The organism is Bradyrhizobium lablabi (assembly GCF_018129385.1).
GTDB lineage: Bacteria > Pseudomonadota > Alphaproteobacteria > Rhizobiales > Xanthobacteraceae > Bradyrhizobium > Bradyrhizobium lablabi_C.
Window position 1 is genome coordinate 142,396 of the sequence record NZ_JAFCLN010000017.1, and the last position, 14,171, is coordinate 156,566.

Sequence of the window (14,171 nt, forward strand, 5' to 3'; positions counted from 1 at the left end):
GAGAACAGTGATGGAAGCCAGCGTAAGGAAGTTCTTCGAGCAGTACGAGAGCATCTTCAATCGATCCATCGGCGGCGACATGGACCTGGATGAAGTCGCCGCGCTGTATGCTTCCGAGTTCATAGCCGCCTCGCCTGCCGGGGTGATGGCCGGAAAGAACGACGATCACCTCAAGCAGGTAATGGCGCAGGGCTATGCGCGCTATCGGGCCATGGGGACGAAGGAAATGCGGATACGTAGTGTCGGCCTGTCGTCCATAGATGACCATCACTGCGTCGCGCATGTTGCCTGGACGGCGACCTATGCCCGCAAGGATCAACCGGATGTAGCGATAGATTTCGATGTTCACTACTTCGTCCAGAAGCTGGAGGGAGAGCCGAAAGTTTTCGGCTGGGTGTCAGGCGATGAGCAGGCGCTCCTGAAGAAGCACGGCATCATCTGAAGTCCGCTCCACGTGGCGGAAACTCAAACGAACCGCACGACGCTCGGCGGAGAACCGGGAACTTTCCAGCCAGTCCGTTCGTTGCTCTTCCTCACGGGGGAAGCGCGAATGCGATGGAGACTGCTCCAGTCGCTGTTCTGGGCAGGGGTGGCACTCTTATTGACGGTCTCGGCGGCGGGCGCGGACGGCGACAAGGCCGGCAAGCCGTCCGAATTCCTGCTGTTGGTCCAGATATCGCTGCTGATCGCCGTCGGCCGCGGCCTCGGCGAAGTGATGCAGCGGATCGGCCAGCCCTCCGTTATCGGTGAGTTACTGAGCGGATTGATTCTGGGCCCTTCCCTGTTCGGCTGGGTATGGCCTGAAGCGCAGCACGCGATCTTTCCACCGTCAGCGGAACAAAAAGCGCTGCTCGATGGCATCGCGCAGTTCGGCATCTTGCTGCTGCTGTTGCTGACGGGCATGGAGACCGACCTCAAGCTGGTGCGCAAGGTCGGCAGGGCTGCGGCTTCGATTTCGATAACGGGCATCGTGGTGCCCTTTGCCTGCGGCTTTGCGCTCGGCCAGTTCCTGCCGCCGGACCTGCTGCCGCATCCGGAAGCCCGTCTGGTGGCGTCGCTGTTTCTCGGCACCGCGCTGTCGATCTCCTCGGTGAAGATCGTGGCCGTCGTGGTGCGCGAAATGAATTTCATGCGCCGCAACGTCGGGCAGATCATCGTCGCGACCGCCATCATCGACGACACCGTCGGCTGGATCATCATTGCCATGATTTTCAGCCTCGCCTCCCAGGGCAGCCTCGACGTCTACTCCGTCGGCAAGGCGCTGTTCGGTACGCTTGCCTTCCTCGCCGTGAGTTTTACGATCGGCCGGCGGATCGTCTTCCGGCTTATCCGCTGGGCCAATGACCATCTCGTGAGCTCTGCGGCTGTCATCACCGTGATCCTGCTCTTGATGAGCGTGATGGCGATGATCACGCATCTGATTGGCGTGCACACGGTGCTCGGCGCCTTCATCGCCGGTGTGCTGGTCGGGGAGTCTCCGATCCTCACCCGGCAGATCGACGAGCGGCTGCGCGGGCTGATCAGCAGCCTGTTCATGCCGGTCTTCTTTGGTCTTGCCGGTCTCAGCGCCGATCTGACCGTGCTGAAAGACCCGAACCTGGCGATGCTTACGGTCGCGCTGGTGTTGATCGCCAGCATCGGAAAGTTCGGTGGCGCCTTCGCTGGCGGCGCGCTTGGCGGCCTGACGCGGCGGGAGTCCTACGCGCTGGCTGCCGGCATGAATGCGCGCGGTTCGACCGAGGTCATCATCGCCACCATCGGCCTGTCGATGGGTGTACTGAGCCAGAATCTGTTCTCGATGATCGTGACCATGGCGATCCTGACCACCATGGCGATGCCGCCGATGCTGCGCGCCGCGCTGTCCCGCCTGCCGCTCGGCAAGGACGAAAAGGCCCGGCTGGAGCGGGAGGAGTTCGAACAGAGCGGCTTCGTCGCCAATCTCGAGCGGTTGCTGCTCGCCGCCGACGAGAGCGCCAATGCAAAATTCGCCTCTCACATTACCGGTGTGCTTGCCGGAGGGCGGGGCCTGCCAATCACCGTGCTCCATGTCGATCCCCGCACGGAACAGCGCGAGAAGAAAGGAGACGACGAAGGAAGTCTCGAAGCGATCGTCAGGAATGCGGTCAGGGCGATCGCCGAAGCGGATCAGGACAGCACCGGCAAGGTCGACATTACGACGCGCGATCGCAAGGAAAAGCCGGCGGAAGCGATTGCGGACGAAGCCAAGAAAGGGTTCGACCTCGTCGTCATAGGTATGGACAAGGTGCTGAATGCCAGGGGCGATTTCGACAAGAAGATCGAGGACATCGCAGCCGGCTTCAAGGGACCGATGGCAATCGTCGCCGCAAAAGGCCTTCACCTGGAGCCGCCTGCGACGACCAGCTTCAATATCCTGGTGCCGGTATCCGGAAGCAGCGTCTCGCGGCGTGGCGCCGAAATAGCCATAACTCTCGCGCGCCTCCACGATACCCCGCTGAAAATCGTCTACGTCTCGACGACGCGCGACAAGGGCGCTCGCCGGCGCCGCGCCAGCCTTTCGCTTGCTCCCGAGGAAGCGATCCTGAAGGACACTGCCGCAGCGGCCGCTCGTTACAATGTCGAGGTCAAGACAGCGCTGCGCGCCAACACGGCGCCCGATGAAGCGATACTGGAGGAAATCAGTTCAAGCGGCGCCGATCTCGTCGTGCTCGGCGTCGATCGCATTCCAGGTGACAGGCTGAATTTCGGCAGCGTGGCGCAGACTGTCCTGAGCAAATCGAAGGTGTCGGTGCTGCTGATCGCGGACGGCGAAGCGCCGCAAAAGGCGTGAATGCGGCTACCACTCTTCCGGGCAGGGATCGACGATCTTCCAGAGCTCGCCGCCGTTCTTGATCTTCTTCATCTCCGGCGTGAGCCCGCCATTGCGGCGAATCCAGTCCTTCACCGTTTCAGGGTAATAGGACATCAGGTCCGAGGTGCCCTCGGCGCTGGTCACCTTGATGCCGAAGGTAAAGGCCTTGTCGTAATAAGCCTGGTGGAAGCCGACGCTCGCCTTCGGCGTCACGCAGATCTTGTTCATCGGCACGATGCCGAACACCAGCGTGCAGGCCGAATTGCAGATGCCGTCGATGATGACGCGCTCCTTGCGGTCGCGGATGCGCGCATACTTGGCCTTGTACTCCTCGACATAACCGCCGTGATCCCGCGTAATATGCAGGTCGGCCTTGGCCGGCACCGCGGCAAAGGCAAGGAGGCCGATCAGGACAAGGGGCGTGATGCGCATGGGTCGAGGGTACTGGCAGCCTGTCAAAATACGTCGGGAACCGGTCCTAAGGCAGGACCAAGCCCCAAAACTCTGGCGGGACTGTGTTGGGATTTGGTTAAGCATTCCTGAACGGCCAAAAATTGTGGTCTGTGGCGATTTTCCCGCAGTTTTCTGCCTCGGGAGCGCGTAAAATGGAACCGAACCGGACCCAAAAGTCCCGGTTTTCAATAGGATACCGGAGAATCGTGATGACCCCCGTGAAGCTCTTCGCCGCCGCCGTAACGCTTGCGGCCGTTGCCATCGCCCCGAGCCTCGCCGAAGCGCGCCATCACCACCGGTATCATCGGCACCACTATGTGCTGCCCTACTCCATCAGCTACCTGCACAATTACGGCCCGGGCTTCACGCCGGGCACCTTCGCCTATTACGACGGCCCGGCTACCGTCCGCTGCTACCGGGGCGCGGCCGCCTATATCGGCCAGGACCGTCGCCGGCACCCCTGCAACTGAGCGGGCGGCTGGTCCCGTCAGGCCAAGTCTGATAATCGCTGCCGCAGGCGCTCGTAGCTCAGCTGGATAGAGCATCGGATTTCGATTCCGAGGGTCGGAGGTTCGAATCCTTCCGAGCGCGCCAATCACTACTCCGAATCAATTGCCGCACCGGGGGGTGGATCACTGTTGCGGCGGCGTTAGGGGCGTCGCCTTCTGGTCGAGAGCTTCTTCGGTTTTGCAGGTGACGCACGGTTCGGCGAACGAGCCGCGTCGTTGACTTGATCTCTGTTTCCAGGCTCCTTGCGCGATAGTCGCCAACGAACCAGGTCGTCCGCACCGGCGCCTTCCCTGATTTCGAGATCGGAGGGGCTGACCCGCTTGCCGCTCTTCCCATCGAAAAGACCCCAACGTATTTCGGCACCTGTTTTTCGGTTCACAAACTTCAGCGGTGGCGCTGGCGCGCCGGAGACCTGCAGGCGATCTCCTATCTGGGCAAGCACCGGCATCATCGGTGCGATGAGTCTTCCTTTTGGGGTCAAAAGGTATTCGAACCGTTCCGGATGCAGCTGATACCGCCGCCGCTCGACGAGGCCATTGGCCTCCAGGTGCTTGAGCCGGTCGCTAAGGGTCGCGTTGGTCACGCCAGACGATTGGCGAAAGTCCTCGTATCGGCTGAGGCCCAGGACGAGATCGCGCAGGATCAGCAGGCCCCAACGATCGCCGATCGCCGCCATCGTACCGGCGATCGAACATACCATTCCGTCAAAATCCTTTAAGCGCATGAAACATTTCACCCTGAACTATGCGGCAAAATCGCCAAGCTCTTATAACGAGAGTTAATTAGTCGGGGAACTCGACTGTTTCAATCGGACTCACGCAGAGCGAAGCGTGTTCAGTGCTCGGACGACCCCAAATCTCACGCTCCGTTCAAATCCCTTTGATCGCGCTTGTTTGCCGTAGCTCTTATTATTAGAGTTATTGCCATGGCCGGCGAACGCTGATGGCCGCCCTGGCGCGAGCGCAGCTGAAGTCGCGGGTGAGAGATGTCGGCAGAGAAAATCTGCACGGCAGTTCAATGGAGATATCTCATGGATCTGGAAATTGAGACCCGCAAACGCCGCGGCACGTACGTCCTGCTGACTGTGCTGGCAATCTGGGGATTGGCAGTGGCGATCGCCGCCGAGACAGGGGTCTACAGTGCGATCAATCCATTTTTGCTCGCGCCCATCATCGCCTTGGGGATCGTGGTGCCCGTCGTTGTCTACGCGATGTCGAAGGGTTTTCGTGCGTATATCGAAGTCATTGGGTTGCGGTCGCTAACGGCGTTCCATATCTGGCGCATTGGGGCGGCGTTACTTTTCTTTTGGTACGGCGCACACAACCTTCTTCCCGAAGTCTTTGTTCGGAATGCCGGATGGGGCGATCTCGTTGCCGGACTGCTGGCCCTCGGCGTCACCCTGCTGCCTGAAAACCGTAACCGATATCTGATCTTCCATATCGTTGGGTTCGCCGATTTTGTCGTGGCCGTCGGCACCGGGCTGACTCTGTTTCTCCTCAATGACCCTCGCATGGCTGGCATACAGACTTTGCCGATGGCGCTGATCCCGCTCTACGGCGTCGGCATTTCGGGTGCGAGCCACATCATGGCGTTCGACCTGTTGCATCGTCACGTTGGCATCGAACACAAGGTGAAGAGTGATGCTGTCCGAGCCTAGCAAAAACGTCGAACGCCATTTGAACGGCAAAGGAGGCCACTGTGAAGTCTCAACGTAGTCGTGCCGCGGCTTGCGCGTTGCTCGGCCTCCTGGTGTCCGGTGCAATGCCTGGTAATAACAGAATTGCAAAAGCAGCTTCGTCACCTGCCGAGGCTACCAGCAGCACGGCTACACCATGGGACCGACAGGTAAATCCCGCTGCAATTCAGGCCGACGCCTGGTTCGATAACTACAAGTTCCGCAACGGCGAAACCCTGGAGCGGCTGAAGATTCACTATGCGACACTGGGCACACCGCACCGCAACGCTAAGGGTGACATCGACAACGCTGTCCTGGTCCTGCACTGGACCGGTGCGGACGGCCGAACCCTGCTGGACGCGACCTATACGAAGGCGCTCTTCGACCCGGGCCGCCCGCTCGATGCGAGCCGCTACTATTTGATTTTTCCCGATAACGTGGGTCACGGACAATCGAGCAAACCGAGCGATGCCCTGAAGGCGAAATTTCCGGACTACGACTATGACGACATCGTCGATCTTCAGCACCGGCTGGTAACCGAAGCGCTGGGCCTCAAGCACCTTCACGCCATTCTCGGCATGTCCATGGGCGGCATGAATGCGTGGCAATGGGCCGAAGCCTACCCCGACATGATGGACGGCGTGATGCCTGTCGTCTCGTTGCCGATCACGGTCTCGGGCCGCAACCTTCTGTGGCGGCGCATGGTGATCGACGCGATTCGTTCAGACCCGGATTGGAACGACGGAAACTACACGCAGACTCCGCGCGGCTGGATTTATGGTTTCAGCGTGCTTCGAATGATGATCGACAGCGCTGCGGCCCTTCAGCAACAGATCCCTAACGGCGTTGCGGCTGACAAATTTCTTGCGACCACCCGTGTACAGGCCGAGCATATCGACCCCAACGATATCCTCTATTCACTCAAGTCCTCATTCAGCTATAATCCTGAGCCTGGGCTCTCCAGGATCAAGACGAAGCTCTATGCGCTCAATTTTTCCGACGACGAATTCAATCCCGACAAGTTGCAGGTCCTCGAACGGCTCGTCCCGAAGCTCAGGCAAGGCCGGTACGTGATTCAAGCGGGAACGCCATCGTCGCCCGGCCATTTCACCATGACGCGTCCCGATCTTTGGGCAGCGCATGTCGACGAGTTCATGCAGTGGCTGGGCGATGTTCCGCCGAAAGCAGGCAAGTAGACATTCCAGACCCGATGCGTCGCGATCTTGATGCTGTTGCGGAGAAGAGGCTTACGTAGAAGTGGACGAAAGGCCTCCTTTCCAAGCGCGCTAACGTAACGCGCTCGCGAAATTATAGAGATACTGCAATAGCATAGCGGCTCCATTTTCATCCTTTCGGGCAAGCCAGTCTTTTTGATTTTGGTCAATGAGACGGGAATCCTGAATCGTTCTCCTATAACTCTCGCGTGAAAGAAGCCGTTCTGTTCGGCCATGAAGCCGATCTGAAACAATCCTGGCGCAACCTTCTTGCGGGTTATGGAGGGGATCATGTTGGCTTGTGTACTGAATCTGATCTATGAACTGTCGATGCGGTCGAGCCTTGCCGGTATCCGACAGGGCGCTCCGCATCGCGGATGACGTTGCATCGCAACTCTGTCGTATGAAATGAAAATGCGGACAACAGGATTGGTGGTCTTGCTTTGCTTGTCTGCCGATGTTGGCAGCGCGCAAACCGGTTGCAACTCAATGCAAGGCGCCGGCGATTTGATCTCTTGCTATGAAGGGGCTGCGCCGCCGCCCGCCGCGGGCAGGACAAAAAGGTCCAGGCCTGTGACCCCCGAAACATCCGAAGCTCGCGTTGCGCCGACCAGATCGAAATCCTCGAGCAGCCAGGAGCCACAACACGTCGACGTGCTGGAAATCGAGAACTCGAAGCTGGATGCGAAGATGAAAACGATTTGTCGGGGATGCTGAAGCCAATCGAACGGGATAACCAGTCAGTGCGCTGACCACACCGCTCGCGTTTGCTGGCGGCGAGAAACAGGGTCTCGTTAGCCCCACCTCTTCCCAAAGACGGGGGATCTTGGCTGAGCGGCTTTCCATCCGAAAAAATCAACATTGCCGGACCATGCGTGGACGCTGGATCCGCAAACCTCGCAGCTAAAACTGCCGGAGCGCTTGCACGGCTGATCCTCCCGTGTCGCGGTATAGGGCAACCCGCAATCGGGACAGCTAAAATGCTCGGTGGTCCATATGGCGCCTGACATGCCGCAAATATGCGCCTCCGGCCGACCAGCTCAAGCCGTTTCCGTCTCTACAATTAAGCATCGGTTTCAGCACATTCAGAAAAACGGGGTTGTTGCAGCAACGCTCTACGAGCGCCGGCCAGACGTGCGCCGACGGCACCCGGCCGAGCCGCGCCGTCACTTCTTGCGGCCTGCGGCCTCGTCATCGCTCAGTTTCTCGATGTTGGCCGGCAGGTTTGGGTATCGGCCAAAGCGGTAGGTCGCGTTGTCACATTTGAGAAGCCAGACGTCGTAGTCGGGCTTCGACAGCTTTGGCTCGCGGGTGGCTTGCAGCGCTTTACCGCAAGCATGGCCCTGGGCCCGTACCTGGACTGCGATCACTTCCGCAGCCGTTTCAGTGCTTGCAACGTGCGCGAATAGCATGCTGGCCGAAACAAGAGCCGCGACTGGAATAACCCTGGTCAAGGCAATGTGTTTGGAGCGGTTCACGGCGAGTCTCCTTTCCGCTGGTTGCCTGCGACCTCAAGGCCGCACGGCGCGCGAACTGAAAGTCGCTCGAGCGATCAGGCGCCGGAGCTGGAGGGATTGGGAACGGCAATCTCACAGGGTGCCATTCCCCTTCCCTTGCGAGGGTTCACCAGTTCGCACGAATACGATATGGGCCCGGAATGTAAGTGCTGTAATAGGCAACGCCCGGGCCAGTAACCCGCCGGTGCCGAAAACGAGAATTGCCAAGTTCGACAGCCACCGCCGTTACGGTGCGGCCGGTGTAGACCGGGTATTGATAGGCGAAAACATAGCTGTCGTACGCCAGTGGCGCGTAGGGACCGTAGTAGACCGGAGCGGCTCCCCAGGCGGAGTACGGCGCGGGAGGCAATCCCCCGACGGCGACCAATCCGCCGGCTAGCGCGGGCGTTGCGACGGTACCAAGTCCAAGGGTGGCTCCAAGGGTGGCGGCCGCCAGAAAAAGCGCTGTCCTTTTCATTGCGTCTGTCCTCATAAAATATGGCTGCATCGACGATCATCATGGACCGCCAGCCCATCGATGCTAGCCGGTTCCCGTCAGAAATGGGAGCCCACCGGCCCCGGACAACGCGCATGTCCGTCCCGGCGCGACCGCCCCAAGCGATCAATCCGCTCAGTATACGCGTTGCTTGCGCGCCTTGCGCGGGGGCTTCTTGCCGCCCCTGTAATAGGGATTGACCACGCAGCTTGCGTAGCGGCCGGAGGCCGACATCTGGCATTGCGGAATCGAGGTATAGGCGCACTCGAAATAGTAGTCGGTAAAGCCCTGGTAGACTTGCAGGCAGACCGGATAGGCCGGGTCATAGGTCTGGGCGCGCGCTGACGGTGCTGCGGCGATTGCTGCGATGGCGAAAATAGTCAGAGCGAGTATGCGCATCAGAACCTCCCGTTTGGGCCTGCCATCATATATCGCGATCGGGTAACAATGCCTATTCTCAGTGCAGGCGTTGCATCAACGTCCCGAAAGTCCGTTCGTTTCCAGGCGAGATCGTGATCCGGACCATTGCGACTACGTTGGCCTTGCTGTGGACCGCGCCGGTGGTGACGGAAAAGGTCGACGTCGCCAACAGCCCGGTCGATCTCACCCCGTTCGCCTGCACGGATACGCCGCGCAGCACGATGATCCAGCGCATTTGCTACGACAAGGTGAGCCGCCATTTGCTGGTCGGCGTCCGCGGTTCGTATCGCGACTATTGCGAGGTGCCGCCGGCGACCTTCGAGGCGTTCGTGACGGCGCGCTCGCTCGGCTACTATTACCGGCAGACCTTTGCCAGGTCCGATGTCGATGGCCCCTTCACCTGCCCTCGCTCTGCGTTACGGCAAAATGGAAAAGGCCCAACCTAGAGCATGATCCGGAAAAGTGGACACCGGTTTTCCCTGCGACAAACGCGAAGCGTTTGCGCGGAGATCATGCTCAAACAAAAAGCTAGAGCGGGATGACGATTCGAAGAATCGTCATCCCGCTCTAGCTGAGGCCTTTCGAAACTTCGGATTTGATCGCGCCGCTTACCAGGTGCTGGGGCCGAAGAAGCCGTAGGGCTGCTGGGCAAAGCGCATCGGCTGGTTGTGGCGGACTTTGGCGACCTTGCGCTTGCGCGGCGCCGGGGTGTCAGCCTTCGGCTCGACCGGCACGAACTGGGCGAAGGTTTCGCGGACGCGAGCCTTGGCCGACATCTCCGGCGCGGGTTCGGGGCCCGGCAGTGCGGCAGCCTGCTGGACGGGCGCCGCCTTCGGAGTGACGGTCGGCTGGGTGGTGTCGAAAACGATCTTCTCCGGCCATTTCTGGTTGGATTGGATGCGCAAGGTGGACTTGTCGACGCCGGCTGTCGGCTGGGCGGTATTGTTGGCCGAGGCCTTCGGGGCAAAGGCATCGAACGCGAACAGCACGGCCAGAAGCGCTCCGCCGACAAACAGGAAGTAACGCGCCACGAGGTTCATTTTCCTACCGCTCCACCCGCACGGGCTCGCGCGGATCCTTGGCCGAATTGGCTGATATGCCAGTTAGTCCCGGCCACCCCCTGGCGGTTCAACCGGGGCGCTCACTTTTTCGGGAGAATCGGCGGTTTTTCGGGGTTTCTAGCCCGAAGAGGCGCGGTTGGCGGATACCAGCGCGCATTTGGCCTTGTCGGCGTTCACATTGACGAAACCGACGTGCATTTTGGCAAAGGTCTTCCGGCTCTTCATTTCGACGGTATCACTGATCAGCCGCTTGCGGTCCGTCAGATGGCTGCCGTCCCGGCGGGTGAAGCTACAGGCGATCTCGATGTTCTTCACGGCGTAATCATTGGCGTTGCGCAGCGTGAAGGTGACGAGCGCCTTTGAGCCCAGCCCTCCCCGGCGCCATGACTGGGACGAGATCTTCAGCCCGTCCAGCGGCGAGCCTTCCGCTGCGGGAGCAACGGCCGGAGCAACCCCAACGGTCGATGTCGACGGTTGCGAGGAGGCTGCCGGCTCCTCCGTGGGTATGACCGCAGTATTGAGAGGCACCGCGTCCTGCTGTGATGGGGCTGGGGAATTTTGGGCGCCACTCGATCCCGGAAGCATCAGCCATAGGCCGCATCCGGCAATTGCGATGACAGGCAGCGCATAGAGACCTGCCCGGGAGTTTTGCAACGACGACCAGAAACCTGACGCCATAGCCTCACCTCAGCGCGTACACAGCACGACCCGGCTGTGTTGCCCACCAAAAAGCCGCCCCGGCGTAAACGCCGTGCGGCTCTCAAGGACGAAAGCCGCGCACGGGGTCCGCCACTCCCTACCAATCGCTGACAGGCCGTTTAGTTGCAGGCCGGAGCGGCAATATTGCGGCGCCTGGCCGGGACGTCGGCATGGTATGGGGACAAGGGCGCAGCTACAGTCTGCGACATTGCGCTGCACCGCGACGGCAAGCGCCGAAACAACAACATCAGCACGGGGAAGAACAACATGCCGACCGTCACCTGGGACCATGTCCACCTGCGCAGTCCCGATCCCGAAGCGACCGCAAAATGGCTGGAAGACATTTTGGGCGGCGAGATCGTCCGCTCGCCTGGCCGGATCGACGTCAGGCTCGGCGGCGCCAATGTGTTCATCGCGCCGGTCGCTGCCGGCGATGGCGTCCATTCGCCGCCGGTGACGCCCTATCAGGGGCTCGACCATTTCGGCCTGACGGTGAAAGACATCGACGCCGTTGCCGCCGAGATCAGGGCCAAAGGCGTCGAGTTCACCAAGGAGCCGACCACCATCCGCCCAGGCGTACGCATCTGCTTCCTGCGCGGCCCGCAAGGCATTTCGATCGAGTTGCTGGAGCGCGACAAGAAATACGCGTGAGCCGCACTCCGCTATGTCATCTCATTGTCATGCTTCGCGGCTTCCGCCCTCGCCAAAGCTCCGGCGGACAGCGGACCGGTCTCACTCCGGAACGGTCATGTCATCGACCCCGGCATGAAGCAGCGGATGGTCATTCCGCCGTAACCGCGGATCGGCCACACCATGGTGCGGCCGACGCGGTTCGGCTCGGTGATCACGGCGTCTTCGGGCACGTCGAACCACTCGCCCTCGATGCGAACACGGTAATGCCCGTTCTTCGATTCCCAATCGACGTCGGAGACAGCGCTGCCGTCGGCATCCGAACAGCAGGGTCCCTTCCCGCTCTTGAGACTGTCGAACCACTGCTTGAGCGGCGAATTGGCGTAGCGGCCGTCGGGATCGCGCGCATGAACGAGTTGAACTGACGTCACTGACAGCAGCACGGCAAGGCCGAGGCCCAGCGCTCTCCTTGATCGGGCCGCACCATCGAGGTCCTTGACTGCACGCATGTCATCGCAACGGCGCGCCGCATGGCCGCCGGAATTGCTCCAGTTGCTCACTTTGTTGCTCCAGCACCCGGCGCGCGCTCCGCAAAAAGTGGCTACCGGCCTTGCGATACGAGTGCGCGCACGCGTTTCTTTGGGAGCATTTCCTGGCGGCCAACCGGTTCCCACTCGGCCGGGAAATGCCCTACCCCAGTGCCATCAAGCTATGCATGTGCCGGGCCAACTTGATTCGCTGAGCGTGGCAGCGGTGTCACTTATTGGCAGAAACAGAGGGCCCTCCCGATTCGCGGTCCAAACCGGTCAATGCGGCCGCGTTGCACCGCCTGCCGCGCTTTGGCATAGTTGCGGAACCGGCTTTCGTTGGGCGACGAAGGCCGGCATCGGGACGTTGATGAAGAACGGTTTGTATTCGATCCACGTCACCCTGCTCGACGGGCGCGTCGGCAAGGGCAGCGGAGTTATCATGTTCCGCGATGGAAAAATCCTCGGCGGAGACGCCTACCTTTTCTACACCGGCAGCTACACGGTGAAGGACGACACCTTCAAGGGCGAGGTGCTGGTGCAGCGGCACACCACCCCGCGCCAGAATGAGAATCCGCTGTTCGGAGGCCCTGCCCCGGTCGGCATCGGCGTCTCCGGCACCTTCACCGACACCCGCGGCGTGATGAACGGCACCGCGCTGGTCGGCAAGGCCAGCCAGATCTTTGGCGCCACGCTGCACAAGCTCGCGGACGCGGATTAAGGCAGTCATTGCTCGTAGCCTGCAAGCAGTCGGGACGGAGGGCTTGAGGCCCTCGCGCGGGCCGTCCCAGGGTCACGCGAGTATCGCTCACCCAAGCCATCTATCTCTCCCCGATTCGTATTGTTCTGCTTATCGAGCAGTTTTTCCGGGCCTTTGAGCCCGCCTGTGGCGTTCGACCTCGTCACTCCAAGCTTCGTATTCTTGCCTCGTCAGTGCAAATCCCGCCAACTCGTGCTGACCATCTTCATTGGTGAACATAACGACGAAATAGTCGCGCGTGAGTTGACCGGGCGTTTGCGGCAAATGCGACGGACTAGACGTCGGGCCGATAACGCCAAAGTAGGCTCTGAGGGTCGCATCAAGTTCAGCCTCCCCCTGTCGGACCTCATTCACTCTCAACCGCACCGAAAACGCGGTCTTGGGAGGTTTTGGATCTCTCTGACTGCGTCCCATCAAATAGATCGGGCTGCCTAGGATGCGCACGCGGGCAACGACTATGTCTTGCGCGGCTTTGGTCAGCGTCGATCCTTCCAGGATCGTTGGTTGCTCCTGAAGGAAATACTTGAGCAGCGTCTCCTCATTGCTGCTGGTTTGAGCCAGAAGCACAGGTCGTTCCTCGTCTACGCAGGTGCGCGGCGTTAAAAAAACGTCTCCCGCAAGATGCTGATCAAAAGCGGGGGATGAATGGAAAGTCGCAACTAGAAACAGTGCCGCGACAGCACAACGCGCACTCCACTTGCGACGGTACGCTAAATGTCCGTCGGGACTCATGAATTTTCTCCCACGAACATGTTGTAGATGAGCCGGAACTGCCCCGGCTCAGAACCAATCATCTTGCCCTTTTGCACGAGCAGTGCCGGAAACCACGGCAATTGCTTCGGTATGTCCACCACGATCGGATCTTTCGTAATCTCAACGAAAGCTTCCGTGATGTGTGCTGTAGGTCCAAGAACGCTTGCGACGTTCTGAGCTACGATTTTTTGAGCGGATTTCATGTCGGCTGGATTTGGAAACCATATCAGCCGTGGAAAATTGGAAGGCGACAGATCGCGGCGGCCCGTCAGGCGCGGCAGTTCGGGTAGCTGCTCATCCGTACTTTGGTGGCCAAACGCGTTTGCGCAAAGCGCCGTCGCGTCAACAGGTCGATCCGTGATTGGGCTGAAGGTCTCCCCGCTGCGAAGCGCTGCAACAACAACGCCGCGAGGACCAAGGTCGATGACAGCCGCCTGCCCGCCTAGGCTCGGTGTGCATCGACCTATCCCAGCAATTTTAGGCCCACACTTCCAGGTGACCTCGATGGTGCTTGAGCCAGCGTATATCTTCTCATCAACTGACAGAGATATCTGAAGTCGGTAGCGATACGAATAGCTTGGGAAAGCAATTTTGAATGCGATTACTCCAACCGCAACAATCACCGCCACGCCAATTGCCCATTTCAT

General features: G+C 60.2%; 17 protein-coding genes and 1 tRNA gene. 9 read left to right on the forward strand and 9 right to left on the reverse strand.

The window, feature by feature from the left end; genetic code table 11:
* The first annotated feature begins 10 nt into the window (after window positions 1–10).
* Window positions 11–442, forward strand: a complete 432-nt coding sequence (locus JQ628_RS26540; protein WP_212227013.1) for a nuclear transport factor 2 family protein — start codon at window positions 11–13, stop codon at window positions 440–442.
* A gap of 108 nt (window positions 443–550) precedes the next feature.
* Window positions 551–2,809 (forward strand): cation:proton antiporter domain-containing protein, encoded by a 2,259-nt coding sequence (locus JQ628_RS26545; protein WP_212227021.1) that lies wholly within the window; start codon window positions 551–553, stop codon window positions 2,807–2,809.
* 6 nt (window positions 2,810–2,815) lie between these two features.
* Here JQ628_RS26545 and JQ628_RS26550 read toward each other — a convergent pair whose 3' ends face one another.
* Complete coding sequence (locus JQ628_RS26550; protein WP_212227023.1) at window positions 2,816–3,262, reverse strand: hypothetical protein; 447 nt, start codon at window positions 3,260–3,262, stop codon at window positions 2,816–2,818.
* A 230-nt stretch (window positions 3,263–3,492) separates the two neighbouring features.
* Here JQ628_RS26550 and JQ628_RS26555 point away from each other — a divergent pair, with 230 nt between their 5' ends.
* Both JQ628_RS26555 and JQ628_RS26560 read left to right on the forward strand, forming a co-directional pair.
* Window positions 3,493–3,753 (forward strand): hypothetical protein, encoded by a 261-nt coding sequence (locus JQ628_RS26555; RefSeq protein WP_212227037.1) that lies wholly within the window; start codon window positions 3,493–3,495, stop codon window positions 3,751–3,753.
* A gap of 47 nt (window positions 3,754–3,800) precedes the next feature.
* A tRNA-Arg gene (locus tag JQ628_RS26560) sits at window positions 3,801–3,877 on the forward strand.
* Window positions 3,878–3,932: 55 nt separating this feature from the next.
* Here JQ628_RS26560 and JQ628_RS26565 read toward each other — a convergent pair.
* Window positions 3,933–4,517: a winged helix-turn-helix transcriptional regulator gene (locus JQ628_RS26565; protein WP_212227039.1), complete on the reverse strand. Its 585-nt coding sequence runs from the start codon at window positions 4,515–4,517 to the stop codon at window positions 3,933–3,935.
* A gap of 306 nt (window positions 4,518–4,823) precedes the next feature.
* Here JQ628_RS26565 and JQ628_RS26570 point away from each other — a divergent pair, with 306 nt between their 5' ends.
* Both JQ628_RS26570 and JQ628_RS26575 read left to right on the forward strand, forming a co-directional pair.
* On the forward strand, window positions 4,824–5,450 hold the full coding sequence (locus tag JQ628_RS26570) for a permease (protein ID WP_212227041.1): 627 nt from the start codon (window positions 4,824–4,826) through the stop codon (window positions 5,448–5,450).
* Between the two features lie 41 nt (window positions 5,451–5,491).
* Window positions 5,492–6,664 (forward strand): alpha/beta fold hydrolase, encoded by a 1,173-nt coding sequence (locus JQ628_RS26575; protein WP_212227043.1) that lies wholly within the window; start codon window positions 5,492–5,494, stop codon window positions 6,662–6,664.
* Window positions 6,665–7,848: 1,184 nt separating this feature from the next.
* Here JQ628_RS26575 and JQ628_RS26580 read toward each other — a convergent pair.
* Together JQ628_RS26580 and JQ628_RS26585 are read right to left on the reverse strand one after the other, a co-directional pair.
* Window positions 7,849–8,160, reverse strand: coding sequence for a hypothetical protein (locus tag JQ628_RS26580; protein WP_212227045.1), 312 nt, complete (start codon window positions 8,158–8,160; stop codon window positions 7,849–7,851).
* A 649-nt stretch (window positions 8,161–8,809) separates the two neighbouring features.
* Entirely contained in the window at window positions 8,810–9,073 is a 264-nt protein-coding gene (locus tag JQ628_RS26585; RefSeq protein ID WP_212227047.1) for a DUF3551 domain-containing protein, read from the reverse strand.
* A 113-nt stretch (window positions 9,074–9,186) separates the two neighbouring features.
* Here JQ628_RS26585 and JQ628_RS34895 point away from each other — a divergent pair, with 113 nt between their 5' ends.
* Window positions 9,187–9,540 carry a KTSC domain-containing protein gene (locus JQ628_RS34895; RefSeq protein ID WP_212227049.1) on the forward strand — a complete coding sequence of 118 codons (354 nt, stop codon included), beginning with the start codon at window positions 9,187–9,189 and terminating at the stop codon, window positions 9,538–9,540.
* A gap of 162 nt (window positions 9,541–9,702) precedes the next feature.
* Here the strand turns inward: JQ628_RS34895 and JQ628_RS26595 are convergent, their stop codons facing one another.
* Both JQ628_RS26595 and JQ628_RS26600 read right to left on the reverse strand, forming a co-directional pair.
* Window positions 9,703–10,134 (reverse strand): hypothetical protein, encoded by a 432-nt coding sequence (locus tag JQ628_RS26595; protein ID WP_212227051.1) that lies wholly within the window; start codon window positions 10,132–10,134, stop codon window positions 9,703–9,705.
* Between the two features lie 138 nt (window positions 10,135–10,272).
* Complete coding sequence (locus JQ628_RS26600) at window positions 10,273–10,683, reverse strand: hypothetical protein (protein WP_212227053.1); 411 nt, start codon at window positions 10,681–10,683, stop codon at window positions 10,273–10,275.
* A 438-nt stretch (window positions 10,684–11,121) separates the two neighbouring features.
* Between JQ628_RS26600 and JQ628_RS26605 the strand changes: the two genes are divergently transcribed.
* On the forward strand, window positions 11,122–11,505 hold the full coding sequence (locus JQ628_RS26605) for a VOC family protein (protein ID WP_212227118.1): 384 nt from the start codon (window positions 11,122–11,124) through the stop codon (window positions 11,503–11,505).
* Window positions 11,506–11,600: 95 nt separating this feature from the next.
* On the opposite strand, the gene JQ628_RS26610 is transcribed toward JQ628_RS26605, so the two are convergent.
* The gene (locus tag JQ628_RS26610; protein ID WP_433996166.1) at window positions 11,601–12,044 is read right to left on the reverse strand and encodes a hypothetical protein; all 444 of its coding nucleotides are present in this window, start codon (window positions 12,042–12,044) and stop codon (window positions 11,601–11,603) included.
* A 337-nt stretch (window positions 12,045–12,381) separates the two neighbouring features.
* On the opposite strand from JQ628_RS26610, the gene JQ628_RS26615 reads away from it, so the two are divergent.
* Entirely contained in the window at window positions 12,382–12,732 is a 351-nt protein-coding gene (locus JQ628_RS26615; RefSeq protein ID WP_212227055.1) for a GrlR family regulatory protein, read from the forward strand.
* A gap of 129 nt (window positions 12,733–12,861) precedes the next feature.
* Here the strand turns inward: JQ628_RS26615 and JQ628_RS26620 are convergent, their stop codons facing one another.
* A complete protein-coding gene (locus JQ628_RS26620; protein ID WP_212227057.1) occupies window positions 12,862–13,503 on the reverse strand; it encodes a hypothetical protein in 642 nt (213 codons plus the stop codon).
* Window positions 13,500–14,171 (reverse strand): hypothetical protein, encoded by a 672-nt coding sequence (locus JQ628_RS26625; protein ID WP_212227059.1) that lies wholly within the window; start codon window positions 14,169–14,171, stop codon window positions 13,500–13,502. The genes JQ628_RS26620 and JQ628_RS26625 overlap by 4 nt, the downstream gene beginning before the upstream one ends.